We start from the raw sequence: 23,324 nt of genomic DNA, 5'->3' as shown, positions 1-23,324 counted from the left end.
CGATCCGGAGAGAGACCATGAGTCATTTGATCGACAAGCTGAACTACTTCAGGAAGAAGCGCGAGCCGTTCGCCAACGGGTACGGTGAAACCCACGATGTCTCCCGCGACTGGGAAGACAGCTACCGCAAACGCTGGCAGCACGACAAGATTGTCCGCTCCACCCACGGCGTCAACTGCACCGGTTCCTGCAGCTGGAAAATCTACGTCAAGAACGGTCTGGTCACCTGGGAAACCCAGCAGACCGATTACCCCCGTACCCGTGCCGACCTGCCCAACCATGAGCCTCGCGGCTGTCCTCGTGGCGCCAGCTACTCCTGGTACATGTACAGCGCCAACCGCCTGAAGTACCCGTTGATGCGCAAGCACCTGATGAAACTCTGGCGCGCGGCGAAAGCACAGCATAACGATCCGGTCGAAGCCTGGGCCTCGATTGTCGAAGATCCCAAGAAGACCGCCGAGTACAAACCTCGCCGTGGCATGGGCGGCTTCGTGCGTTCCAGCTGGGACGAAGTCAACGAGCTGATCGGTGCGTCCAACGTCTACACCGCAAAGCAGCACGGTCCGGACCGCATCATCGGTTTCTCCCCGATTCCCGCCATGTCGATGGTGTCCTACGCCGCCGGTAGCCGCTACCTGTCGCTGATCGGTGGCGTGTGCATGAGTTTCTACGACTGGTACTGCGACCTGCCTCCGGCCTCGCCGCAAACCTGGGGCGAGCAGACCGACGTGCCCGAGTCCGCCGACTGGTACAACTCCGGCTACATCATCGCCTGGGGCTCCAACGTGCCCCAGACCCGGACCCCGGATGCGCACTTCTTCACCGAGGTTCGCTACAAGGGCACCAAGACCGTCGCCATCACGCCGGACTACGCGGAAGTGTCCAAGCTGTCCGATGAGTGGCTGAACCCGAAGCAGGGCACCGACGCCGCGCTGGGCATGGCCATGGGCCACGTGATCCTGAAGGAGTTTCATGTCGACAAGCCCAGCGAGTATTTCACCGACTACGTACGCCGTTACACCGACATGCCGTACCTGGTCATGCTCGATGAGAAGGACGACGGCAGCTATGTGCCGGGCCGGTTCCTGCGCGCCAGTGACCTGGTGGATGGCCTTGGTGAAGAGAACAACCCCGAGTGGAAAACCATCGCCATTGACGAGGCCTCCGGCGAGCTCACCGCTCCCAATGGCTCCATCGGCTATCGCTGGGGCGAGAAGGGCAAGTGGAACCTGAAGCAAACCGCCAAGGGTTCCGACGTCAATCTGCAGCTGTCGATGGTCGAGAAGCACGACGAGGTCGTCGATGTTGCCTTCCCGTATTTCGGCGGCATCGAGCATGACCATTTCCAGCACGTCGAGATCAAGGACATCCTCAAGCACAAACTGGGCACCCGCAAGGTGCAGCTGGCGGACGGCTCCGAGGGTCGTGTAGTGACGGTCTACGACCTGATGGTCGCCAACTACGGCATCAGCCGGGGCCTGGGCGAGGAGGACGGCGCGACGTCCTACGACGAGGTGAAGCCGTACACGCCGGCCTGGCAGGAAAAGATCACCGGCGTTCCGGCCGAGAAAGTGATTCGCATCGCCCGTGAGTTCGCCGATAACGCCGACAAGACCAAGGGCCGTTCCATGGTCATCGTCGGGGCCGGTATGAACCACTGGTACCACATGGACATGAACTACCGCGGCCTGATCAATATGCTGATCATGTGTGGCTGCGTTGGCCAGAGCGGTGGTGGCTGGAGCCACTATGTCGGCCAGGAGAAACTGCGCCCGCAGACCGGCTGGCAGCCGCTGGCGTTTGGCCTGGACTGGCAGCGTCCGCCGCGGCACATGAACTCCACCTCCTTCTTCTACGCCCATTCCGGTCAGTGGCGCTACGAGAAACTGGGTGTGGACGAAATCCTGTCGCCGCTGGCGGACAAGTCCAAATTCGGTGGCAGCCTGATTGATTACAACGTGCGTGCCGAGCGCATGGGCTGGTTGCCCTCCGCGCCTCAGCTCAACCGTAACCCGCTGGGCATTGCCGCCGAGGCGGAAAAGGCCGGCATGGAGGTGGCGGATTATGTGGCGCAGTCCATGAAGGACGGTTCCCTGGCCTTCGCCAGTGAGGATCCGGAAGCGCCCCAGAACCACCCGCGCAACCTGTTCATCTGGCGCTCCAACCTGCTGGGTTCGTCCGGCAAGGGCCATGAGTACATGCTGAAGTACCTTCTGGGTACCACGAATGGCCTGCAGGGCAAGGATCTTGGCCATGAAGGTGGCGCGAAGCCGGAAGAGGTGAAATGGCATGACGAGGCGCCGGAAGGCAAGCTCGACCTGCTGGTGACCCTGGACTTCCGCATGTCCACCACCTGCCTGTATTCCGACATCGTTCTGCCGACGGCCACCTGGTATGAGAAGAACGACCTGAATACCTCGGACATGCATCCGTTTATTCACCCGCTGACCGCCGCCACCGATCCGGCCTGGGAAGCCCGCAGCGACTGGGAGATCTACAAGGGCATCGCCAAGTCCTTCTCGAAAGCCGCCGAGGGCCACCTCGGTGTCGAGAAAGACGTGGTTACCCTGCCACTGTTGCATGACGCCCCGGCCGAGCTGGGCCAGCCGTTTGACGTGAAGGACTGGAAGCGGGGCGAGTGCGACCTGATCCCCGGCAAGACCGCCCCCAGCTTCATCACCGTGGAGCGGGACTACCCGAACACCTACGCCCGTTTCAGCTCGCTTGGCCCGCTGATGGACAAGCTGGGTAACGGTGGCAAGGGCATCAGCTGGAACACCGAGAAGGAAGTGAACTTCCTCAAGGAGCTGAACTACACCCACATCGACGGTGCCAACGCGGGTCGTCCGAAGATCGAGTCCGCCATCGATGCGGCGGAAGTGATCCTGACCCTGGCACCGGAAACCAACGGCCAGGTGGCGGTCAAAGCCTGGGCTGCGCTGTCCGAGATGACCGGTCTGGACCACACCCACCTGGCCACCAACAAGGAAGAGGAGAAAATCCGCTTCCGGGACATTGTGGCGCAGCCGCGCAAGATCATCTCCAGCCCGACCTGGTCTGGCCTCGAAGACGAGCACGTGTCCTACAACGCCGGATACACCAACGTCCACGAGCTGATTCCCTGGCGCACCCTGACCGGCCGTCAGCAGTTCTACCAGGACCACGAGTGGATGCGCGCCTTCGGTGAAAGCCTGCTGGTTTACCGGCCGCCTATCAACACCAAGGCCGTCGGCAGCATGCTCAACCAGCGCAGCAACGGTAACCCGGAGAAAGCGCTGAACTGGATCACGCCGCACCAGAAATGGGGCATCCACAGCACCTACAGCGACAACCTGCTGATGCTGACCCTCTCCCGCGGTGGTCCCATCGTGTGGCTGAGCGAGGATGATGCCAGGGACATGGGCATCGAGGACAACGACTGGATCGAGCTGTTCAACGCCAACGGTGCCATTGCGGCCCGGGCCGTGGTGAGCCAGCGGGTAATGCCCGGCATGGTGATGATGTACCACGCCCAGGAGCGGATCGTGAACGTGCCCGGATCGGAAATCACCGGCACCCGGGGTGGTATCCACAACTCGGTCACCCGGGTCTGCCCGAAACCGACCCACATGATCGGCGGTTACGCCCAGTATTCCTACGGGTTCAACTACTACGGCACCGTCGGCTCCAACCGCGACGAATTCGTGGTGGTGCGCAAGATGCACAACGTCGACTGGCTCGATGGCGAAGGCAATGACACTGTTCAGGAGGCTGTAAAATGAAAATCCGTTCCCAAGTCGGCATGGTACTGAACCTGGATAAGTGCATTGGTTGCCACACCTGTTCAGTGACCTGCAAAAACGTGTGGACCAGCCGTGAAGGCATGGAGTACGCCTGGTTCAACAACGTCGAGACCAAGCCCGGTATCGGCTACCCGAAGGAGTGGGAGAACCAGGACAAATGGAAGGGCGGCTGGATGCGCGACAGCTCCGGCAAGATCCGTCCGAAGATCGGTGGCCGTTTCCGGGTCCTGGCGAACATCTTCGCCAACCCGGACCTGCCGGAGATCGACGATTACTACGAGCCGTTCGACTTCGATTACCAGCACCTGCACACCGCCGGCGACAGCAAGCATCAGCCGGTCGCCCGGCCGCGCTCGCTGATCTCCGGCCAGCGCATGCAGAAGATCGAGTGGGGCCCGAACTGGGAAGAAATCCTCGGCACCGAGTTCGCCAAACGCCGCAAGGACAAGAACTTCGACCAGGTGCAGGCGGACATCTACGGCCAGTTCGAGAACACCTTCATGATGTACCTGCCGCGCCTGTGCGAGCACTGCCTGAACCCGGCCTGTGTCGCCAGCTGCCCGAGCGGCGCCATCTACAAGCGTGAGGAAGACGGCATCGTCCTGATCGATCAGGACAAATGCCGTGGCTGGCGCATGTGCGTCTCCGGCTGCCCGTACAAGAAGATCTACTTTAACTGGAAAACCGGCAAGTCCGAGAAGTGCATCTTCTGCTACCCGCGCATTGAGGCCGGTATGCCGACCGTGTGCTCCGAGACCTGTGTCGGCCGCATTCGCTACCTGGGTGTACTGCTGTACGACGCCGACCGCATCGAGGAAGTGGCCAGCGCCCCTGGGGAGCAGGAACTGTATGAAAAGCAGTTGGAAATCTTCCTGGACCCGTTCGACCCGAAGGTGATCGAGCAGGCGAAGAAAGACGGCATCCCGATGAACGTCATCGAAGCGGCCCAGCAGAGCCCGGTCTACAAGATGGCCGTGGACTGGAAACTGGCCCTGCCGCTGCACCCGGAATATCGCACCCTGCCCATGGTGTGGTACGTGCCACCCCTGAGCCCGATCCAGTCCGCCGCGGAAGCCGGCAAGGTCGAGTTCGATGGCGTGCTGCCGAAGATCGAAAGCCTGCGGATCCCGGTCAAGTACCTTGCCAACCTGCTCACCGCCGGTGACGAGAAACCCATCGTTCGTGCCCTCAAGCGGATCATGGCCATGCGGCTGTACAAGCGCGCCCAAACCGTGGAAGGCAGAGAGGACCTGCGGGCCCTCGAAGAGGCCGGGCTCACCAAGGCCCAGGCCGATGAAATGTACCGCTACCTGGCGATCGCCAATTACGAGGACCGCTTCGTGATTCCGACCAGCCACCGCGAGCTGGCCAAAGAAGCCTTTCCCGATGCCACCGCCTATGGCGAGCGCAACGGTTGCGGCTTCAGCTTCGGCGATGGCTGCAATGGCGACAGCGATTTCAACATGTTCGGTGGCCGCAAGCAGACCACCAGCATGGTGCAGAAGCTGTCGACCGTGAAGCAGGTTGACCCGAAACAGCTGCAGGAATAAGGAGGCCGAGATGCAACTTCTGAAAGTACTGGCACGGGTTCTTGAGTACCCCACTGAAGAACTCCAGGCCTCCAAAGATGCCCTGGTAGCGGCGGTCCTTGAGGACCCTCGGCTGCCCGGGCAGAACAAGGAACAGCTGCTTCGTGGCGTGGAAAGGGTGTGCGCCGGCGACTTGCTGGACATGCAGGAGAACTACGTCGCCATCTTTGACAAAGGCCGGGCAACCTCCCTGTTGCTGTTCGAGCACGTGCACGGGGAATCCCGTGACCGCGGCCAGGCCATGGTGGACCTGATGGAGCAATACCGCGCCAACGGCCTGGAGATCGACGCCAAGGAGCTGCCGGACTACCTGCCGTTGTTCCTGGAATACCTCTCTACCCGCCCATGGGATGAAATCCGCAACTGGCTGGAGGATATCCACCACATCCTGGGCCTGCTCGGCGAGCGCCTTTACCAGCGTGAGAGCTTCTATCACGTGGTGATGGATTCGTTGCTGGTGCTGTCCGGGCGCACGGTGAATCGCCAGGAGCTGGCCCGGATCGTGGCCTCGGAAGAGCGCGATGACACCCCGGAGGCCCTGGATAAAGTCTGGGAAGAGGAAATGGTGAAGTTTGTCGACGATCAGGGCGGTTCCTGCAGTACCGGCGGCGTGGTAGGCCAGCGCCGCCGGGAACTGGAGCAGACCCAGACCATTCACCTGAGTGATCAACTGATGACGGATGCCACACCCCGTCGGTCAGGGCGCGCCTGAGGGCGCAGGAGGAAATGACAATGTCTTACCTGAATACACTGCTATTTGGAATCTACCCGTACGTGGCCATCGCCGTGCTCGTACTCGGAACCTGGGCGCGTTACGACCAGGGGCAGTTCACTTGGAAAGCACATTCCAGCCAGATGCTGCGCAAGAAAAACATGGTGATGGCCAGTGGGCTGTTCCATGTTGGCGTGCTGGTGATCTTCTTCGGCCACCTGGTTGGCCTGCTGACCCCGCACGCGCTCTACGAGCCGTTCATGACCCCGGGCACCAAGCAGGTGATGGCGATCGTCGTCGGCGGCATTGCGGGCGTGATGGCGATTGTGGGTGGCGGAATGCTTGCCTGGCGCCGGCTGACCGACCCGCGCGTGAAGGCCAGTAGCACCTTCGCTGACAACATGATCATTGTGATCCTGGTCATCCAGCTGGCACTGGGCCTGCTCACCATTCTGCCCACCCTGGGCCATCTGGATGGCGGCACCATGCTCAAGTTCTCTGCCTGGGCCCAGGGGATCTTCACCCTGCAGGGCGGCGTAGCGGACTACATTGCCGACGTGCACTGGATCTACAAGACCCACATCTTTCTGGGACTGACCATCTTCGTGCTGTTTCCGTTCACCCGCCTGGTACACATGCTCAGCGTACCGGTGGAGTATTTTGGCCGGAAATACCAGGTGGTGCGCAAGCGCGCATAAAGCAAAACAGGGGGCCGGTGAACATGTTCACCGGCCCCGACATTACCGAGGCGACTACCATGCAACTCATCCCCGTCGGCGACGCCGAAAAGCCCAGAAACCAGTTCCCGCCGGTGTACGTGGGTGACACCCTGATCACCGAGGACGACATTGCCCGGGAAATGCAGCACCACCCGGCCCAGGAAGTCTCCGAAGCCTGGCACGAAGCCGCCAGGAGTCTCGTGCTCCGAGAACTGCTCCTGAAGCAGGCAAGCCGCCTGAAGCTGGACGAGATCACGGACGAGGAAGATCGAATCGCCCGGGTGCTGGAGCTGGAACTCAACGTTCCCGACCCCGTTGAGCAGGACTGCGAACGCTTCTATGCGGCGAACCCCAGCCGGTTCCGCAGCCCCACACTCATGGCAGTCAGCCACATTCTGCTGGCGGCGGCCCCGGACGATGTGCAGGAGCGAATTCGGCAGGAAGAGGTCGGTCGCCAGCTGCTGGCTGCTCTGCTTGATAGACGCTCCCGTTTCACCGACCTGGCCAGGCAGTACTCCGCGTGTGAGTCCCGACACCAGGACGGCAGCCTTGGCCAGATCAGCAAGGGCCAGACGGTCGAAGAATTCGAGCGCCCGGTGCTCAGTATGGAGGAAGGGCTCAGCCCGGAACTGATCGAAACCCGTTACGGCTGGCACATCGTTCGTGTCGATCAGCGCATCGACGGCGAACAGTTGCCCTACGAGCACGTCAAGCCGCAGATCCGACAGTACCTGAGCGAGAGCGTGACCAGACGGGCATTCCGTCAGTACCTGCAGGTGCTGGCTGCGGAAACCGGGGTGGAAGGCGTAGACCTGGAATTGCCGGATTCGCCGTTAATGCAATAGCACCTGACCTCTCCGATCGAACTCAATTACTCCGGAATAGCACCGGGACTACCCCCAACGGGGGAGCGATTTTCAAGCCGTGTCCTTCTAGTATTTAAAATATGATTTTCAATGCATGAATATGCAGGAGGGCACGCCATGGCGGTGATGCAAACAGCCGAAACCCGCTACGCCAAACCGGTGCTGATCGCTGTAAACAAACCATTCGACGATGAAGACGGTCTGGGGAACCTGCGCCGCCACGAGCTGTTCCGCAGCCTTGCAGGTAAAGATCTCGAACAGCTCGTTCAACAGTCTCGGCGCCTCCGCCTCGGTCACCACCAGTTGCTGTATCGGCAGGATATGCCGGCCCATCATTTCTTCTTTGTGATCTCCGGCCGCCTGCGTCTGTACCGACTGGACTCCTCCGGCATCGATCGCACTCTCGACAGCATCGCGCCGGGCGATTGCTTCGCTGAAGTCATGATTTATGCCGATCCTCCCCGGTACGCCTGCTACGCCGAAGCCCTGAAATCCAGCGAAGTGCTGATGATCCCCGTCAAAGCCTACCGGGAATTGATTGATCGACACCCGGAGTATGCCCAGGCCGCACTTCGCCATTACGCCAAGCGGGCGGTCTCCCGATTCCATGAACTGGAGATCATGACCGTCCAGAATGCCCGCGACCGACTGATTCGCTACCTGATCGACCTGCTTCCCAATGGCGTTGAGCAGGCCGGGGAAGTGGAGTTGCCGCTGCCCAAATGCCTGGTGGCCTCGCGTCTGGCCATGCAGCCGGAGACCTTCTCCAGGATCCTGGCCGACCTGAAAGCCAACGGCCTGGTCCGGGTCAATCGGAGCAAGCTGTTTATATCCGACCCGCAGCGGCTGGTCGAAATCAGCCAGTGAGCCCTGGCCCCAATTCCTCCAGGTTCTTTTCGCAGGAGGCTGTGTGACATCAAGAAAGCAACGCCCGCTTATCTATGCCTGTTCCGGCTGCTCCGATGTGGCGCAGTTGGCGAACAACGTCGCCGTCAGGTTGGATCACGCCGGAGAGTTTGAAATGTCCTGCATTTCCGGCGTCGGCGGGCACGTGCCGGCGCTGGTGAAAACCGCCCGGTCCGGTCGCCCGATCACCGTGATTGACGGTTGCCCGCTGCATTGCGCCCTGAGCTGCCTTGAGAACGTAGGGGTGACACCGGATGAGCACGTCCGGTTGTACGAATCCGGCTTCAGGAAACGTTATGGCCAGAGCTATGGAGAGGAAGCTGTTCGTGACGTCTGCGAGCAGGTCCTGGACCGTCGGGATAATCCGCAGCTAATCGCCCGGCAGGGGTGATCCGCTTTGCCTCATTTTATTCAGGAAATTGTCACATGATCAGTAACTACAGCGATTTGGTGCAAACAAGCCTCGCCCAGGTCGATGCCCAGCGGTTCCTTTTCGTTTTTTGCCGGGCCGAGTTGCCCGAAGACGCCTCCGCCGAAGAGAAGGACGCCTTCCAGCGAGGCGAGGGCGGTGCCCTGACTCCGGTGATCTGCGTCGACAAGACCCCGGAGGAGGCGCCGGATTTCGCGACCCTCGTGGAAGAGTCCCGCAGTACCGGTCAGGACTGGGACATGGTCTTTGTCGCGGCAATGTCGGGTCGTGGCGGCATGGAGCCCTCTTCCGACGAAGCCAAGCAGCCCCTGACGATGATGGTGGAGTCGATTCGACTGGGGCATATCTCCAACTACTTGCCGCTTAATACCCGGGGCGAAGCCGTCTCGCTGCAGTAATCCAGACGGCCGAAGCGCGCTGCGGCCTATCTCGTGAGTGGTATGTGATTTTTGTTAATTGGATCTAGACTAATTCTTAGTCGGGTTCTTCGGGAGACTGACTTGAGCGCACTGTTACGCACCGCCACCGGTCTTTTTTTCGCCGCCATTTTTGCGGTCGGCGTGCTGGCGCCAGCCGCCCGCGCCGAGGTCGTGAACGAGTACGAGCCGGTGGCCGCCCGTCAGGTGATTCAGAAAGCGTTTCCTTCAGTAACGGAGGTGCGTCCCCGGGAAGGCAACCGGGCAATACAGGAGCTGTACGCCGGCGACGAGCTCAAGGGCTATGTCTATCAGAGCCTCGATTTCGTCCAGACACCGGCCTATTCGGGCAAACCGATCAACGTGGTGGTAGTGCTGGACACCGATGGCCAGATCGTCCAGAACCGGGTCATCGAGCACCACGAGCCGATCCTGCTGGTCGGCATCCCCGAAAGCAAGATGCACGACTTTACCGATCAGTACATCGGTCTGAAAGCCGACCAGCGGGTGACCGTTGGCGGCACCTCCAGCGAGCGCAAGGTTGCTGTGGACGGTCTGTCCGGGGCCACCGTCACGGTGATGGTGATCAACGAAGTGATCATGCGCTCGGCCCACAGGGTTGGTGCCGAGCTGGGGCTGGTGGCAGGTGCCGGTGACAGCCGGCCGCCCATGTCGGAACTGGAAATCGGGCCCTTCGTGCCCCGGACCTGGCAGGAGCTGACCGGTGAGGGCTCTGTGCGCCGGCTGCTGTTGACCCGCGGTCAGGTTGATGAGGCCTTCGAGGGCACGGCTGCCGCGGAGGTGGACAAGGCCGCGCCGGAAGAACGGGACGACCCCCTGATTGATCTCTACGCCGCTTACCTGAATGTCCCTGCCATCGGCCGGAATCTGTTGGGTGAGAGCCAGTACCAGTGGCTGAGCTCGGAACTCAAGGAAGGCGAACACGCCATTGCCGTGCTGGCCAAGGGCGACTATTCCTTCAAAGGTTCCGGCTATGTCCGTGGTGGCATCTTCGACCGCATCCAGATTCGTCAGTACGGTGACACCTTCAATTTTCGCGACCTCGATTATTACCGTCTGAGCGACGTTTACGCCGAAGGCATGCCCGATTTCGATGAAATGGCTATCTTCGTTGTCAGGCAACAGTACAACTTCGACCCGGGCACGGAATGGACCCTCGAGCTGACCGTCAAACGCCAGACCGGCCCGCTGGACAGTGAGTTTCAGGTCTTCCCGCTCACTTATCAGTTGCCGGACCAGTACTACACCCGTCCGGAGCCGGTGCTGACCGAAGAGGAAATGCTGGCGGACCAGCCTATGTGGGTGCAGGTGTGGTACCAACGCGAATTCCAGATCGTGGTCCTCAGTCTGGGTATCGGTGTGCTGATGTTCATCCTGTTCTTTCAGGACTGGCTGGTGCAGAAGCCGACCATCTTCCGGTGGATCCGTCACGGCTTCCTGGTCTACACCCTGTTTTTCATCGGCTGGTATGCCCTGGGGCAGCTTTCCATCGTCAACGTGCTGACCTTCGTGAACAGCGTCATCCGTGGCTTCAGTTGGGAAACCTTCCTGATCGATCCAATGCTGTTCATTCTCTGGGCGGTCGTGGCCGCGATCATACTGCTGTGGGGGCGCGCGGTTTACTGTGGCTGGCTGTGCCCGTTCGGGGCCCTGCAGGAGCTGCTGAACGAGATTGCCCGCAGGCTCAAGGTGCCCCAGTACACCGTCCCCTTCGCCTGGCATGAGCGGTTGTGGGCCATCAAGTACATCATTCTGCTGGTGCTGTTCGGGGTCTCCCTCGAGTCCATGGCCACTGCCGAGCGGCTGGCCGAGGTGGAGCCGTTCAAAACCGCCATCACCCTGAAGTTCGATCGCAGCTGGCCCTTCGTCACCTACGCCGTCCTGCTGCTGGTGGTCAACCTGTTTACCCGTAAGGTGTTTTGCCGGTACATGTGCCCGCTCGGCGCGGCCCTGGCATTGCCGAGCAAATTGCGGGTGTTCGACTGGCTCAAGCGCCGGAAGGAGTGCGGCAATCCTTGCCGGCTGTGTGACCACGAATGCGAGGTCCAGGCCATTCATCCTGACGGTCACATCAATTACATGGAGTGTCATTACTGCCTGGATTGCCAGGTGACCTATTTCAACGACCAAAAGTGCCCGCCACTGATCGTCAAACGTCGTGGCAAACGCCGTGGTCACAACGCGCCAGGCCACCCGGACGAGATTCCGGTGGTGCAGGTGCCATGAGCAGTGAAAAAACTAACCACCAAACCAGAAGCAAACCGCCATTACCAATAACGGAGTTGGACGCGATGAAAAAGAGAGATGAGCTAATCAAGGATGCTTCCGAAACCGCAGAGAGCGGCCTCAGTCGCCGGCGTTTCATGGGGGCCGCTGCGCTTGCGGGCGTAGCCGGAGCAACGGGGCTGGGTACGGCTGTCATGTCCCGGGAGGCGTTTGCGGCAGCCGCCGAGGAGGCCCGCAACAACTTCGTGGTGCATCCCGGTGAGCTGGACGAGTATTACGGCTTCTGGAGTGGCGGCCATTCCGGTGAGGTGCGGGTTCTGGGTGTGCCCTCGATGCGGGAGCTGATGCGAATTCCGGTGTTCAACGTTGATTCAGCCACGGGCTGGGGCATCTCCAATGAAAGCAAGGACGTTCTGGGGCATGACAACACCCACCTGAATGGCGACGCCCACCACCCGCACATTTCCATGACCGATGGCCGGTACGACGGCAAGTACCTGTTCATCAACGACAAGGCCAACACCCGGGTAGCCCGGATCCGCCTGGACATAATGAAGTGTGACAAGATCACCACCATTCCCAATGTGCAGGCGATCCACGGTCTGCGACTGCAGAAGGTGCCCAAGACCAAGTACGTATTCTGCAATGCCGAGTATGTGATCCCGCATCCCAACGATGGCAGTGATACCAGCCTGGAGAGCAGTTTTACCATGTTCAACGCCTTGGATGCCGAGACCATGGAAGTGGCCTTCCAGGTGATTGTCGATGGCAACCTGGACAATACCGATGCGGATTACACCGGCAAATACGCCTGCTCGACCTGCTATAACTCCGAGAAGGCGCTGGATCTTGCAGGCACTATGCGCAACGACCGCGACTGGGCGGTGGTGTTCAACATCGAGCGAATCGAAAAAGCCGTCGAAAACGGCGACTACAAGACGCTGGGGGATTCCAGTGTCCCGGTGGTGGACGGTCGCGCGGGCTCGGAATTGACCCGCTACATCCCGGTGCCGAAGAACCCGCACGGTCTGAATACGTCACCTGACGGCAAGTATTTCATTGCCAACGGCAAGCTGTCACCCACCTGCACGGTGATTGCTATCGACAAGCTGGATGCCCTTTTCGCCGGTGAACTCAAAGAAGAACGTGACGTGGTGGTTGCGGAGCCGGAACTGGGTCTCGGGCCCCTGCACACCACCTACGATGGTCGTGGCAATGCCTACACCACCCTGTTCATCGACAGCCAGATCTGCAAGTGGAACATTGCCGATGCCATCAAGCACTACAATGGTGAGAAGGTGAATTACATCCGCCAGAAGCTCGATGTGCATTACCAGCCCGGCCACAACCACGCCTCGCTGACCGAGTCCCGTGATGCGGATGGCAAGTGGCTGGTGGTGTTGTCGAAGTTCTCCAAGGACCGTTTCCTGCCGGTCGGGCCTTTACACCCGGAGAACGATCAGCTGATCGATATTTCCGGCGAGGAAATGAAACTGGTGCACGACGGCCCGACCTTTGCCGAGCCCCACGACTGCATCCTGGTGCGCCGGGACCAGATCAAGACCAAGAAGATCTACGGCCGCGACGATCCGTTCTTTGCCTCGGCCCGGGAGCAGGCGGAAAAGGATGGCGTTACCCTGGAGGCCGACAACAAGGTCATCCGCGATGGGAACAAGGTGCGTGTATACATGACCTCGATTGCGCCGCAATACGGCATGACCGAGTTCAAGGTCAAACAGGGCGACGAGGTGACGGTTTACGTGACCAACCTGGATACCATCGAGGATGTGACCCACGGATTCTGTATGGTGAACCATGGCGTCAGTATGGAGATCAGTCCCCAGCAGACCTCCTCGGTGACCTTTGTGGCGGACCGTCCCGGGGTTCACTGGTACTACTGCAACTGGTTCTGTCATGCGCTGCATATGGAGATGCGGGGCCGTATGATTGTCGAGAAGGCCTGATCCTTGTCGCGCCGGAACCCCGTCGTGGGGTTCCGGTTTTCCTCTTTGAGACCCGATTGATGTACCGACTTTTGCGTTACGGGGTGGCCCTGGCAATCGCCTTACTGTCGTTGACCGCCAGTGCCGACCTGCAGCAACGGCTCGATGCCCTGGCCCCGGGCGCGACCTTCGAGCTTCCTCCCGAGCACCTGTCGCCGCTGACTATCAAGGTGCCCGGGGTGACCGTGACCTGTGCGCCCGAGACCGTGATTGACGGAGAGCGGCAGGGAAATGCGGTGGAAATCCAGGCCGAGGGCGTGACGTTCCGCGGGTGCCTGGTGCGCAACTGGGGCGACAACCTCAACGAACTGGATGCCGGGATTTTTGTGGCGCGGGAGGCCCGTGGCGCGGTGGTGCAGGGTAACCGGTTGCAGGGCCCGGCCTTTGGCGTCTGGCTGGATGCCACGCCGGACGTGACGGTGCGCAACAACACCATTCGCGGCGACGCCAGCATGCGGCCGAACGATCGCGGCAATGGGATCCATCTGTTCAATACCACCGGTGCGCTGGTAGAGGATAACGACATCCGCCAGACCCGGGATGCTATCTATATCGAGACCGCCAATCACAACGCCATCCGCAACAACGTTATGGCGGATCTCCGTTATGGCATTCACTACATGTATTCCATGGACAACCTGATTGAGGGCAATGTCACCCGGGGAACCCGGACCGGCTATGCCCTGATGCAGAGCAAGCGCCTGCGGGTGCTCAACAACCGGTCCGAGAACGACGAGAACTACGGTATCCTGATGAACTTCATTACCCAGTCAGAGCTGCGCGGGAACGTGGTGACCGGGGTGTCCCAGGGGCAGACCGCCGGTGTTGCGATCGGTGGTGCCGAGGGCAAGGCCGTGTTCATCTACAACTCCCTGTACAACACCTTTGCAGGCAATGTATTTGCCGACAGCAACATCGGCATTCACCTGACCGCCGGTTCGGAAGACAACCAGGTGTTTGGTAATGCCTTTGTGAACAACCAACAGCAGGTCAAATATGTCGCGACCCGTACCCAGGAATGGTCCCGCGAGGGCGAAGGCAATTATTGGAGCGATTACCTGGGCTGGGATCGAAATCAGGATGGGGTGGGGGATGTGCCCTACGAACCCAACGACAATGTTGACCGGTTGCTGTGGAAATACCCGGAAGCCAGGATCCTGATGTTCAGCCCGGCGGTCGATACCCTGCGCTGGGTTCAGGATGCTTTCCCTGTGGTAAAGTCCGCCGGCGTTTCTGATTCCCATCCCTTGATGCGCATCCCCACCGATTTGCGACCGGAGAGCTGATGAGCTGTTTTCGTCTTGAAAATGTGAGTTTCCGCTACGATAAAAAACCGGTATTGAAGGGTATCGATCTGCGCCTGGAATCGGGTGAGATCCTGGGCCTGTTTGGTCACAACGGGGCCGGTAAGACCACGTCCATCAAACTGATTCTCGGGCTGATGCAGCCGACCCAGGGGACCGTTTCGGTCCTGGACGGGCATGCGGGGGATCCGGAGGTGGCCCAATTCATCGGCTATCTGCCGGAGAACGTCATGTTCTACCCGCAGCTTACGGGCCGCGAGATCCTCAGCCACTTTGCCCGTCTGAAGGGGGCTTCGCCCGGACAGGTTCCCGAGTTGCTCAGCCAGGTGGGGCTGGCTGATGCCATGGATGCCCGCACCAAGACCTATTCCAAGGGCATGCGCCAGCGACTCGGTCTCGCCCAGGCGCTGCTGGGGAAACCTAAGTTGCTGATGCTCGATGAGCCCACCGTGGGCCTGGACCCGGTGGCAACGGCAGACCTTTACCGGCTGCTGCGGAAGCTGCGTGACGAGGGCACCGGCATCGTGCTCTGCTCCCACGTGTTGCCCGGTGTTGAACCCTATATCGACCGCGCAGCCATTCTCACCGACGGTGCCCTGCAGGCGGTCGGTGACCTGTCGGCACTGAGGCGGCAGGCCAACATGCCGGTCACCCTGTCACTGGATCCGGCGAACAGCATTTCCGCCCTGGAGAAGGTGATTGATGGCGCCTCCTCGAGCAATGGCCTGATGATCAAGACCGAACACGGCCGCTTGCGGGTGGACGTGCAACCGAGCGAGAAAATGCACCTTTTACGGGCAGTGATGGCCTCCGGGGAAGTGGCGGATATCAGTATCCACCAACCTAGCCTGGAGGATATCTACGTGCACTTCATCGGCTCTGGCGGCCTGGCCCACCGCGGAGGCAGTCAATGAACAGCATCTGGACTATTGCCCGCAAGGAACTCAGCGACAGTCTGCGTAACCGCTGGCTGCTGGCCATTTCCCTGGTTTTTGCGACGCTGGCCCTGGGCATCGCCTGGTTCGGCGCCGCCGCCTCCGGGCAAGTTGGCTACGCGTCCACCCCGGCGACCATCGCCAGCCTGGCCAGCCTGGGGATTTTCCTGATCCCGCTGATCGCACTGTTACTGGCCTACGACGCCATCGTTGGTGAAGAAGAGGGCGGTACCCTGTTGTTGCTGATGACCTATCCCCTCAGTCGCAGCCAGTTGCTGTTTGGAAAATTTCTCGGCCATGGTCTGACCCTGGCCCTTGCCACCTTCATTGGCTTCGGAGTAGCCGGTATCGCCATTGCACTTCTGGTGGAGGATGTTCGCATTGCCGGTCTGGCGGTCGCCATGTTCCGGTTTATTGCTTCCACGATCCTGCTGGGATGGGGCTTTATTGCGCTGGCGTACCTTGTCAGCGTCCGGGTCAGCGAGAAACCGGTTGCGGCCGGCCTGGCCCTGGCAATCTGGTTTTTCTTCGTGCTCGTCTTCGACCTCGCGCTGCTCGGCACACTGGTGGCGAGTCAGGGCCAGTTCAGCTCAGAGCTGTTGCCATGGCTGTTGATGCTCAATCCGACCGACATCTACCGCCTGCTGAATATCGTGGCCTTCAGCGATAGCGCCGAACTGAACGGAGTTCTCAGTCTTGGCGCCGAACTGCCAATCGGGGCCGCCGGGCTCTGGTTTGGATTGGTGCTCTGGTTTACTGTTCCCCTGACCGGGGCCATATTCCTGTTTCGAAATCGCCGTATCTGACTGGAGCTCTATTGATGTATTGCACCAACCAATATCTGCGCTTGGGATTCCTGATCCTGACGACCTTCCTGTTTGCCGCCTGTGGAAACAACGGGGAGCAGGCCGATGCAAAGCCCCAGCCGGTGCACTTTGCCTCCGGCGACGAATGCCACGTCTGTGGCATGGTAATCGAAGGATTCCCTGGTCCGAAAGGAGAGGCCATTACCGGGAAAGACCAGCGCGTGCGCAAGTTCTGCTCAACTCGCGATATGTTTGCCTGGATGCTCCAGCCGGAAAACGTGAATCGCGCTCACACCCTGTATGTTCACGATATGGCCCAGACCGACTGGCAAAGTCCGGATGACGCTGCCCTGATCAATGCCCGGGAGGCGTTCTACGTGGTTGACTCGGAACGGGATGGCGCCATGGGCCCGACACTGGCGTCCTTCGCCGAGCAGGCGGCTGCCGAGGTGTTCAGGAAGAAGTACGGGGGGCAGGTGCTTTCCTACGGGGAAGTCACCCTGGAACATATCAATACCGAGATGCCCAAGGGGGACATGCACGATATGGGAGACATGGACGCTTCAGCGATGGAGCAGTGAACGGTTCCTCCCCCCGCAAGATGTTTCAGTGCCCTACATGTTTATCGGCGATGATGTTATGGAGCTCTTCGATTGAGTGCACATAACGTACGTAGTTTTCGACGAATTCGCGTCCCTCGGCAACGGTCTCTGCGTCAGCGCCTTTCCTGACCTTGTGAAATTGCGTCAGAACAAATTTTGTGACGTTGTCACCCAGTTTCTGTGCCAGGGCATCAACATCACCGTCGGCAAGCGCCTTGTCGGCAGCTTTGGCCGCAACGGACGCGCTGCCTGCCGGCTGCAATCCGGTGTAGGGTGCGCCTTCAGTTGCCCGGTGCAGGCGCACGAGTGTCTCGAAGAAGAACTGGTCAGCCAGATCACGGGCCTTCGGATCAAGGTTTCGGACCTCAATGGTGCTCTGGAAGGCGATTTTCAGTTGGTCTTCATCTTCAGTTCCAACCCACTTGAGAACGGGCCTCAGAGACTGCTCATCAAGGGCTTCTCTTGCGTCTTCAATAACCGGCCCGTCCAGAGAATCACAGTGAGCGAAACTGACTGAACTCCAAAGCAGTGTTCCACTGAAAAGGGCAAGGGTGATGATTTGTTTGGTTTTCCTGGATGTGTTCATGATGCACCTCTCGGTAGTGTCCGGGATTGATGGGCAACATGGGGACGACGCCGCATGTTGCGCGTTGCAAATCCAAGGTGACCGAAAGTAAGGCTGCTGGCGTCCGGATTCAGGAATCCGAACGTTCGGATTTTCCGTCGAACGCGGATGACCGGTTCACGTTCAAGCGTCGGTACTGTGAAGGAGTCTTGCCTGTGGTCTTTCTGAACAGAGTGTTGAAGACTGATTTCGAGTTGAAGCCGGATTCGTAAAGGATGTCGGTGATGGACGCGGTATCTGTGGGATCCGAGAGGCGCCCCCTGGCATGCTCGATGCGGTAACGGTTCACGAACTCATAAAAGTTCATGCCCATTTTCTGGTTCAGAAATCGAGACAGGTCCCTCGGTGCCAGCTTTGCCTGTTGGGCAAGCCGGCTCATGGTAAGGTTGGAGTGCAGGTAGGGATGCTGCTGCGTCATCAATTGTTCGATTCGTGCTGCAAGTTCTTCAGCCGGTGGACCGTCGGTCTCTACTGAAGGTGGCTTCACTTCGGCAAGTGCGGGACCCGGGATTCCGGAAAAGACGGCAGGTTGTCGGAATGCCAGTACCGACATGGGTAGCAGAACAAGAATACTCACGACCGTGGTGGCAATAGTCAGCCCTTCGTGGCTGCCTGTTACCCGCATCACGTGGGCGAGCAGGCAGTAAACCAGACTCAGGGACCAGGCTGCGGCGTAGGCCAGGAGCAGGATTCTGAGCCAGCTCAGTTCCTTGTTGCCGAGATTGGAAAAGATGTTGCGGAGTTCAAGTCCGAAGCGCGAGATCATCCTAAGCGTTGCAAACAGATAACCGAGCATTACCCCGTGCAAGGCGAGGGCCACGGCGATGGAGTTCATTACACCTGGGTAGTGGCTATCCGACAGAATTCTGGCCTGTGCTTCTGTAGGCAGGCTGTAGTAGCCGACCGAGAATATAAGCCCCGCCGCGAGGACCGGCAAAAGATGTGATAGGTCCCGGGTTTTCAACTTAAAATCCCGATACATGACCGATTTGGTATACAGGTAGATGGCGCCGGGTTGGAGCATGCCCAGAATGGTGCCCGAGAAGGCGATGCCGGGAAATATAAAGGTGAGACCGGTGGTGTGTAGAAACACTTCCAGCAGGGTGCCGGCGATACCGGCAATCATAATCGCCAATAACCGTCGGGGCACTCGCTGGCCCCTAGCCGGTGCAATGCAAAGCACAATCAGGAAAAGGAACTGAGCAATAACGCCGAACAGGATGAGCTGGGGGAATGTGAGGAACACCGTGGCACCAACCGGGGTCGGATCAACCGCCGGTCATGTTCATGAATCTCAGGATCTGTACGTCTCCCTCACTGGAGAAGTGGTGGCGCTCCGGCTTCAGGTCCATGGCATTAATAATGGTCTGCCGGAGCTTGTCGTCGGTGACCGGATTGCCCCGCAGAACACGACGCAAGTCTACCGAGTGCTCGTTGCCAAGGCAGAGCAGCAATCGGCCTTCCACGGTGACCCGCACCCGGTTGCATGTGGAGCAGAAGTTGTGGGAGTGCGGGGAAATAAAGCCCACGCGGATCGGGCTGTCCGGCATACGGAAGTAGCGGGCCGGGCCTCCGGAGTCTTCGGTGGCGGGCACCAGTTCATGGTGCCGGCGAATGATACTTTGGACTTCATCACTGGTGCACAGGGCCAGCCCCCGGTCATGCTCGGAAATCTCGCCCAGAGGCATTTCTTCGATGAAGCTGATGTCCACCTGTTTCTTGCGAGCGAACTCAATCAGCTCGGGAATTTCCTCGTCATTACGCCCCTTCATCACCACCGTGTTGAGTTTGATGCCCCGGAAGCCAGCCTCTCGGGCCGCATCTATACCATCGAGTACCCGGTTAAGATTTCCGGTACGGGTGATGTTCCGGAATTTCTCGGCGTCCAGCGAGTCGAGGCTGATGTTGAGCCGATGCATGCCGGCTTTGCGTAACGGCTCCGCCATGGTCGACAACTGGCTGCCGTTGGTGGTCATGGCAAAATCGCGAAGGCCATAGGTTCCGACCTCTTTGACCAGTTCGAGGATGTCTTTGCGAACCAGCGGTTCGCCCCCGGTCAGGCGAATTTTCTCGGTCCCGAGCGCAACGAAGTTGCGGGCAACCCGCGCAATTTCTTCCAGAGTCAGAACCTGCTGGCGCGGGAGGAAGGTCATGTCTTCGGCCATGCAGTACACGCAGCGAAAATCACAACGGTCGGTGACGGACAGACGCACGTAGTTTACGGTGCGGCCAAATCGATCTGTCAGATTGCTCTGAGGCATCAGGTTGGTTCCTGTTACTGCGTGCTTTTCGATCAAGTATAGACGCAGTATCGCAAATTAGATCACTGATTCCGATACCCCGCGAGGAGTAACCCTCCGGAGCCTTCCGTGGCTCCGGTGAGATCAGGTTCAGGCCCGAGTGGGTTGCTGCTCCGGGATCGCGCCATCCTCGGCGGTGATCAGCGTGGGGAAAAACAGTGCTTTCACCACTTGCCAGCCCACGGCGAGGGCGCCGACGATAAACACTACATCGCCAACGGTGCGCACCCAGCGGAGCAGTTGCAGAATGTCACTCTGCATGAAAGCCTCGCTGCGAGCATACCAGAGGCCCTCGCTTGCGCTGGCGAAGAACTGGATCAGACCGATCGGCAACAGACTGGTGAACAGCATCAGAACCAGGCCAAGGTTCAGCCCCCAGAACCCCACTTTCATCAGGCGGTCGTTGAAAACCACCTGCGGGCGCAAATAGCGCAGGATCAGCAGGGTAAAGCCAAGCGCCAGGAAGCCGTAGACGCCAAACAGCGCGGCATGGGCATGGGTTGGGGTGGTGTTGAGCCCTTGAATGTAATAGAGCGCGACGGGCGGATTGATCATGAAGCCCAGCACTCCGGCTCCCAGCATGTTCCAGAAGGCCACCGCGACAAAGAACACCAGTGGCCAGCGGACATTTTCCATCCAGGGGGCTCTGGCTTTCAGCCGCCAGTTTTCCCAGGCCTCATAGCCCAGCACCACCAGCGGAACCACTTCCAGGGCGCTGAAGGTCGCGCCGACGGCCATCACTGGCGTTGTGGTGCCGGCGAAGTAAAGATGGTGGAAGGTCCCCGGCACACCACCGAGCATGAACAGGCTGGCGGAGGCCAGGCTGGCGGACGTGGCCACGGTTCTGGACACCAGGCCCATGCTGCAGAAAATGAACGCCAGGGCGGTAGTGGCGAATACCTCAAAGAAGCCTTCGACCCACAGATGCACGATCCACCAGCGCCAGTACTCCATGATCGAAATGTGGGTTCGCTCGCCATAGAAGAAACCGGCACCGTAGAACAGTCCGATTGCCACCACGGAGGCGGTAAGCAGGGCAAGCAGGTTCTTGTCGCCGGGTTGTCTCAATGCCGGAACGATGCCGCGCAGCATCAGCACCAGCCAGAAGGCGATGCCAGTGAATTTGCCAATCTGCCAGAGACGGCCAAGATCCACGAACTCATAGCCCTGATGGCCCAGCCAGAAGCTCAGGTGCTCGGGCATGATCTGGGCAATCGCAAGATAATTGCCGGTAAAGGAGCCGGCCACCACAATCACCAGGGCCCAGAACAGGACATCGACGCCGAGTTTCTGGAACTTCGGGTCTCGGCCGCCGTTGATGATTGGTGCCAGGAACAGGCCGGCAGCCAAAAAGCCGGTTGCAATCCAGAACAGGGCTGCCTGGATGTGCCAGGTGCGGACCAGGGAATAGGGGAACCACTCGGAAACATTGATGCCGTAGAAGCTCTGGCCCTCGACGGTATAGTGCGCGGTGAAACCGCCCAACATCACCTGGAAGCCAAACAGCGCGACCACCAGGAACAGGTATTTCCCGAGCCCCCTCTGGGAGGCTGTCAGGGCGAAGCTGGTCAGTGGATCCCGAACCGGCGCGGCCGGCTCTTCCTCGTCGTGTTTGCGCAGGAATGCCCAGGCCCAGACCAGGCCACCGATACCGGCTATCAGCAACACGACACTGACGATGGACCAGATCACGTTTTCCGGGGTGGGTTTGTTATCGATCAGGGGTTCGTGGGGCCAGTTATTGGTATAGGTGGCGTCGCTGCCGGGTCGTTCTGTAGCGGCAGCCCACGCGGTCCAGAAGAAGAACTCGGTCATCCGTTCCCGACGCTCCGCGCTCGGCAGGGTGTTTTCCTTCATCGCGTAGTTTTCCCGGGTGGAGCGAAGTTCCGGGGCATCGCTGAACAGTCGGCTGTAGTAGTCCGCGGTTTCGGCAATGGCTTGGGTTCGGCGCTCGGACAGGGTCAGGATGCCTGTCTCCGGATTGTAGGTATTGGTGCGGTACTCGGTTTTCAGATCGTACTGCAGGGCGTTTTGCTGTTGGCCGTTCAGATCCTCGTAGGGCATGCCGAACTCTTCCTCGGCCGCGAGATCCAGCCAGGCCAGCAACTCCCGGTGCAGCCAGTCGGCCGTCCAGTCAGGCGCCTGGTAGGCACCGTGGCCCCAGATGGACCCCAGTTGCATGCCGCCCACAGATTGCCAGGCGGTCTGGCCATCGAGGATAGTTTCCTCCGTCATCAAGGGGGCACCGCCGGCGCTGACGACCTGGTCAGGAATGGGCGGAGCGGAGCGGTAGACTTCAGTGCCGAAGTAACCGAGCAGAGCGAAGGTCAGGGTAAGAATGGCGATCAGGATCAACCAGAGTCTGCGGTAGTTAGCCATTGGAAGCGCCCCCCATGCGGCCGTCAATTCGGTTGAACAGGATGTTATTTTCGAGATGTATGTGTTGTTTCAGGTCGTTCTGGAAGGTCTCAAGGCCGAGATAAAGCGCCTGCCAGGTGTTGCAGGCACCCCGGGGCAGGCTCATCCCGTTGGTGGTGTCTTGGAGTTGATCCAGAAAAACCCCGTGATCCTCGTGTTCCTGTCGCATGACGGAAACAGGCGCCACGGCCATGCCATTGATGCCGCGGGCGATCATCGGAAACAGGAGTTGCTCCTCTTTGTCCATGTGACTTTCCAGCTGTTTTTGCATGCCGGTGAGTAGCCGTGTCAGGCCCGAAGGGCACTTCGCATGACCTCCGTGCACTCGCTCTACGCGCTTTGCCAAACGGATCAGTTCGGGAAGCTGTTCTCTGTGGATGTCGTGATAACGGTTGAGAATGTGTTCGATCAGTGCCTCAGTCGGGAGGTGAGCCGGGTTGGGCTCTCCGTTCTGCTGATCCGGGTGGGCTTGTATGTCCCGGGCAATTTGGTGGGCATCCAGCCCCCTGGTGTGGGCGGCCTGTGCCAGGGTCTCTGCACCTCCGCAGCAGAAATCCAGTTTGGCCTTGTGCAGGATGCCCGTCGCACCGGGAAAGTCCCGGGCAATCTGGCCTAGGGGCAGTGAGGTAATGTTCATGGTGTGTTCTCCTTCTTGAAAGGTTCA

Annotated in this window: 19 protein-coding genes; 14 read left to right on the top strand and 5 right to left on the bottom strand. The window is 59.8% G+C overall.

Going from position 1 to position 23,324, the window contains the following annotated elements; translation table 11 throughout:
* Positions 1–17: 17 nt before the first annotated feature.
* The 14 genes from K0B93_RS08300 (at position 18) to K0B93_RS08235 (ending at position 17,296) form a co-directional block, all read left to right on the top strand.
* On the top strand, positions 18–3,761 hold the full coding sequence (locus tag K0B93_RS08300) for a nitrate reductase subunit alpha (protein WP_219866760.1): 3,744 nt from the start codon (positions 18–20) through the stop codon (positions 3,759–3,761).
* Positions 3,758–5,332, top strand: a complete 1,575-nt coding sequence (gene narH / locus K0B93_RS08295) for a nitrate reductase subunit beta (RefSeq protein WP_219866759.1) — start codon at positions 3,758–3,760, stop codon at positions 5,330–5,332. The genes K0B93_RS08300 and narH overlap by 4 nt, the downstream gene beginning before the upstream one ends.
* A 10-nt stretch (positions 5,333–5,342) precedes the next feature.
* Complete coding sequence (gene narJ / locus K0B93_RS08290; protein ID WP_219866758.1) at positions 5,343–6,083, top strand: nitrate reductase molybdenum cofactor assembly chaperone; 741 nt, start codon at positions 5,343–5,345, stop codon at positions 6,081–6,083.
* 20 nt (positions 6,084–6,103) lie between these two features.
* On the top strand, positions 6,104–6,781 hold the full coding sequence (gene narI, locus K0B93_RS08285) for a respiratory nitrate reductase subunit gamma (protein WP_219866757.1): 678 nt from the start codon (positions 6,104–6,106) through the stop codon (positions 6,779–6,781).
* 59 nt (positions 6,782–6,840) lie between these two features.
* A complete protein-coding gene (locus tag K0B93_RS08280) occupies positions 6,841–7,647 on the top strand; it encodes a peptidylprolyl isomerase (RefSeq protein ID WP_219866756.1) in 807 nt (268 codons plus the stop codon).
* Between the two features lie 138 nt (positions 7,648–7,785).
* Entirely contained in the window at positions 7,786–8,535 is a 750-nt protein-coding gene (locus tag K0B93_RS08275) for a Crp/Fnr family transcriptional regulator (RefSeq protein WP_219866755.1), read from the top strand.
* Between the two features lie 43 nt (positions 8,536–8,578).
* On the top strand, positions 8,579–8,965 hold the full coding sequence (locus K0B93_RS08270; protein WP_219866754.1) for a putative zinc-binding protein: 387 nt from the start codon (positions 8,579–8,581) through the stop codon (positions 8,963–8,965).
* Between the two features lie 35 nt (positions 8,966–9,000).
* A complete protein-coding gene (locus K0B93_RS08265; protein WP_219866753.1) occupies positions 9,001–9,402 on the top strand; it encodes a ribonucleotide reductase subunit alpha in 402 nt (133 codons plus the stop codon).
* 162 nt (positions 9,403–9,564) lie between these two features.
* Positions 9,565–11,667 (top strand): transcriptional regulator NosR, encoded by a 2,103-nt coding sequence (gene nosR, locus K0B93_RS08260; RefSeq protein ID WP_285368281.1) that lies wholly within the window; start codon positions 9,565–9,567, stop codon positions 11,665–11,667.
* A gap of 65 nt (positions 11,668–11,732) precedes the next feature.
* Positions 11,733–13,631 carry a TAT-dependent nitrous-oxide reductase gene (gene nosZ / locus K0B93_RS08255; RefSeq protein ID WP_219866751.1) on the top strand — a complete coding sequence of 633 codons (1,899 nt, stop codon included), beginning with the start codon at positions 11,733–11,735 and terminating at the stop codon, positions 13,629–13,631.
* 59 nt (positions 13,632–13,690) lie between these two features.
* Complete coding sequence (locus tag K0B93_RS08250) at positions 13,691–14,956, top strand: nitrous oxide reductase family maturation protein NosD (RefSeq protein WP_219866750.1); 1,266 nt, start codon at positions 13,691–13,693, stop codon at positions 14,954–14,956.
* A complete protein-coding gene (locus tag K0B93_RS08245; RefSeq protein ID WP_219866749.1) occupies positions 14,956–15,888 on the top strand; it encodes an ABC transporter ATP-binding protein in 933 nt (310 codons plus the stop codon). Before K0B93_RS08250 ends, K0B93_RS08245 begins: the two co-directional genes overlap by 1 nt.
* Positions 15,885–16,715, top strand: coding sequence for an ABC transporter permease (locus K0B93_RS08240; RefSeq protein WP_219866748.1), 831 nt, complete (start codon positions 15,885–15,887; stop codon positions 16,713–16,715). Before K0B93_RS08245 ends, K0B93_RS08240 begins: the two co-directional genes overlap by 4 nt.
* Positions 16,716–16,729: 14 nt before the next feature.
* The gene (locus tag K0B93_RS08235) at positions 16,730–17,296 is read left to right on the top strand and encodes a nitrous oxide reductase accessory protein NosL (protein WP_219866747.1); all 567 of its coding nucleotides are present in this window, start codon (positions 16,730–16,732) and stop codon (positions 17,294–17,296) included.
* A 25-nt stretch (positions 17,297–17,321) separates the two neighbouring features.
* Here K0B93_RS08235 and K0B93_RS08230 read toward each other — a convergent pair whose 3' ends face one another.
* The 5 genes from K0B93_RS08230 to ytfE all read right to left on the bottom strand — a co-directional run bounded on the left by K0B93_RS08230 (position 17,322) and on the right by ytfE (position 23,297).
* Positions 17,322–17,903: a DUF6448 family protein gene (locus K0B93_RS08230; protein ID WP_219866746.1), complete on the bottom strand. Its 582-nt coding sequence runs from the start codon at positions 17,901–17,903 to the stop codon at positions 17,322–17,324.
* Between the two features lie 109 nt (positions 17,904–18,012).
* The gene (locus tag K0B93_RS19405) at positions 18,013–19,188 is read right to left on the bottom strand and encodes an AraC family transcriptional regulator (RefSeq protein ID WP_219866745.1); all 1,176 of its coding nucleotides are present in this window, start codon (positions 19,186–19,188) and stop codon (positions 18,013–18,015) included.
* Positions 19,189–19,210: 22 nt separating this feature from the next.
* Positions 19,211–20,203: a GTP 3',8-cyclase MoaA gene (moaA, locus tag K0B93_RS08220; RefSeq protein WP_219866744.1), complete on the bottom strand. Its 993-nt coding sequence runs from the start codon at positions 20,201–20,203 to the stop codon at positions 19,211–19,213.
* Positions 20,204–20,332: 129 nt separating this feature from the next.
* On the bottom strand, positions 20,333–22,621 hold the full coding sequence (locus K0B93_RS08215) for a nitric-oxide reductase large subunit (RefSeq protein WP_219866743.1): 2,289 nt from the start codon (positions 22,619–22,621) through the stop codon (positions 20,333–20,335).
* Positions 22,614–23,297, bottom strand: coding sequence for an iron-sulfur cluster repair protein YtfE (ytfE, locus tag K0B93_RS08210; RefSeq protein ID WP_219866742.1), 684 nt, complete (start codon positions 23,295–23,297; stop codon positions 22,614–22,616). Before ytfE ends, K0B93_RS08215 begins: the two co-directional genes overlap by 8 nt.
* Positions 23,298–23,324: the final 27 nt, after the last annotated feature.

It is taken from the genome of Marinobacter sp. F4218 (assembly GCF_019443085.1).
GTDB classification, from domain to species: Bacteria; Pseudomonadota; Gammaproteobacteria; order Pseudomonadales; family Oleiphilaceae; genus Marinobacter; species Marinobacter albus.
Note: the sequence above shows the minus strand (reverse complement) of the source record. Positions and strands in the feature narration are given on the sequence as shown.

Excerpts from the sequence above, each read along its gene's own strand:
- K0B93_RS08245 (WP_219866749.1), top strand. The coding sequence starts at position 14,956 with ATGAGCTGTTTTCGTCTTGAAAATGTGAGTTTCCGCTACGATAAAAAA.
- K0B93_RS08240 (WP_219866748.1), top strand. The coding sequence starts at position 15,885 with ATGAACAGCATCTGGACTATTGCCCGCAAGGAACTCAGCGACAGTCTG.
- narI (WP_219866757.1), top strand. The coding sequence starts at position 6,104 with ATGTCTTACCTGAATACACTGCTATTTGGAATCTACCCGTACGTGGCC.
- nosZ (WP_219866751.1), top strand. The coding sequence starts at position 11,733 with ATGAAAAAGAGAGATGAGCTAATCAAGGATGCTTCCGAAACCGCAGAG.
- narH (WP_219866759.1), top strand. The coding sequence starts at position 3,758 with ATGAAAATCCGTTCCCAAGTCGGCATGGTACTGAACCTGGATAAGTGC.
- K0B93_RS08280 (WP_219866756.1), top strand. The coding sequence starts at position 6,841 with ATGCAACTCATCCCCGTCGGCGACGCCGAAAAGCCCAGAAACCAGTTC.
- K0B93_RS08215 (WP_219866743.1), bottom strand. The coding sequence starts at position 22,621 with ATGGCTAACTACCGCAGACTCTGGTTGATCCTGATCGCCATTCTTACC.
- K0B93_RS08230 (WP_219866746.1), bottom strand. The coding sequence starts at position 17,903 with ATGAACACATCCAGGAAAACCAAACAAATCATCACCCTTGCCCTTTTC.
- K0B93_RS08275 (WP_219866755.1), top strand. The coding sequence starts at position 7,786 with ATGGCGGTGATGCAAACAGCCGAAACCCGCTACGCCAAACCGGTGCTG.
- narJ (WP_219866758.1), top strand. The coding sequence starts at position 5,343 with ATGCAACTTCTGAAAGTACTGGCACGGGTTCTTGAGTACCCCACTGAA.
- K0B93_RS08265 (WP_219866753.1), top strand. The coding sequence starts at position 9,001 with ATGATCAGTAACTACAGCGATTTGGTGCAAACAAGCCTCGCCCAGGTC.
- moaA (WP_219866744.1), bottom strand. The coding sequence starts at position 20,203 with ATGCCTCAGAGCAATCTGACAGATCGATTTGGCCGCACCGTAAACTAC.
- K0B93_RS08250 (WP_219866750.1), top strand. The coding sequence starts at position 13,691 with ATGTACCGACTTTTGCGTTACGGGGTGGCCCTGGCAATCGCCTTACTG.
- K0B93_RS08300 (WP_219866760.1), top strand. The coding sequence starts at position 18 with ATGAGTCATTTGATCGACAAGCTGAACTACTTCAGGAAGAAGCGCGAG.
- K0B93_RS08235 (WP_219866747.1), top strand. The coding sequence starts at position 16,730 with ATGTATTGCACCAACCAATATCTGCGCTTGGGATTCCTGATCCTGACG.
- ytfE (WP_219866742.1), bottom strand. The coding sequence starts at position 23,297 with ATGAACATTACCTCACTGCCCCTAGGCCAGATTGCCCGGGACTTTCCC.